The organism is Virgibacillus carmonensis, from assembly GCF_057836705.1.
On record NZ_JBYQFJ010000211.1, the window covers coordinates 1 to 639 of the forward strand.

At 37.1% G+C, this 639-nt stretch carries 1 protein-coding gene; it reads right to left on the reverse strand.

Annotated features, from left to right (window positions below; genetic code table 11):
- Window positions 1-307, reverse strand: a 307-nt coding sequence (locus AC3G7N_RS21440; RefSeq protein WP_489424160.1) for an antibiotic biosynthesis monooxygenase family protein, incomplete at its 3' end; no start/stop codon positions are given.
- Window positions 308-639: the final 332 nt, after the last annotated feature.

Sequence of the window (639 nt, forward strand, 5' to 3'; positions counted from 1 at the left end):
TGAATGCCTGAAATCCGGGAGTGGATTCAATTGCGGAACTTCGCCGTTTAAAACGATCTTCAAACACGGTTCTTCCATCCTCCGTTACTGTAATATTATTCATTACGACAAAGCCCTTGTTCTGTATGGATCCATTGTTAAGCAGGACGTCATAGGCTCTACCCGATGCGAAGATATTTTCATGTTCATTTTCATAGTAAGCGAGTGCTCCATTTCCACTGGACATAAGATGAAAATCAATGGCGGGATGGTCATCAATAATTTTTTTAATGAATTCTAATGTTCCATTTGTCATATATGCTTCCATTATTCCTTCAAACTCCTTCCAAAAGTGCAAATAATCTCTGTTTCATAATACCCTTTTCGACAATTGTTAATCAACATATCCGATAAATACTATTGCTTTTAGATTGCCGAAAACTGTCGTATACTGTAGTATGTGGTTGTTAAACAGCCATGTGCAGAGGTGAACAAGAGGGAAATGGAACATAAAAAACAGAGAAGAATTTTTACCCTGAGTACGAAACAGCTATTAGTTACAGCAGGCATCGTAGCTTTTTTAGGAATTGCGGGGTATTTAGTTATCATTTTTGGTGGAAAATTGGTAGTGAATGAGGAAGATTTAATTCTTGATGCTAC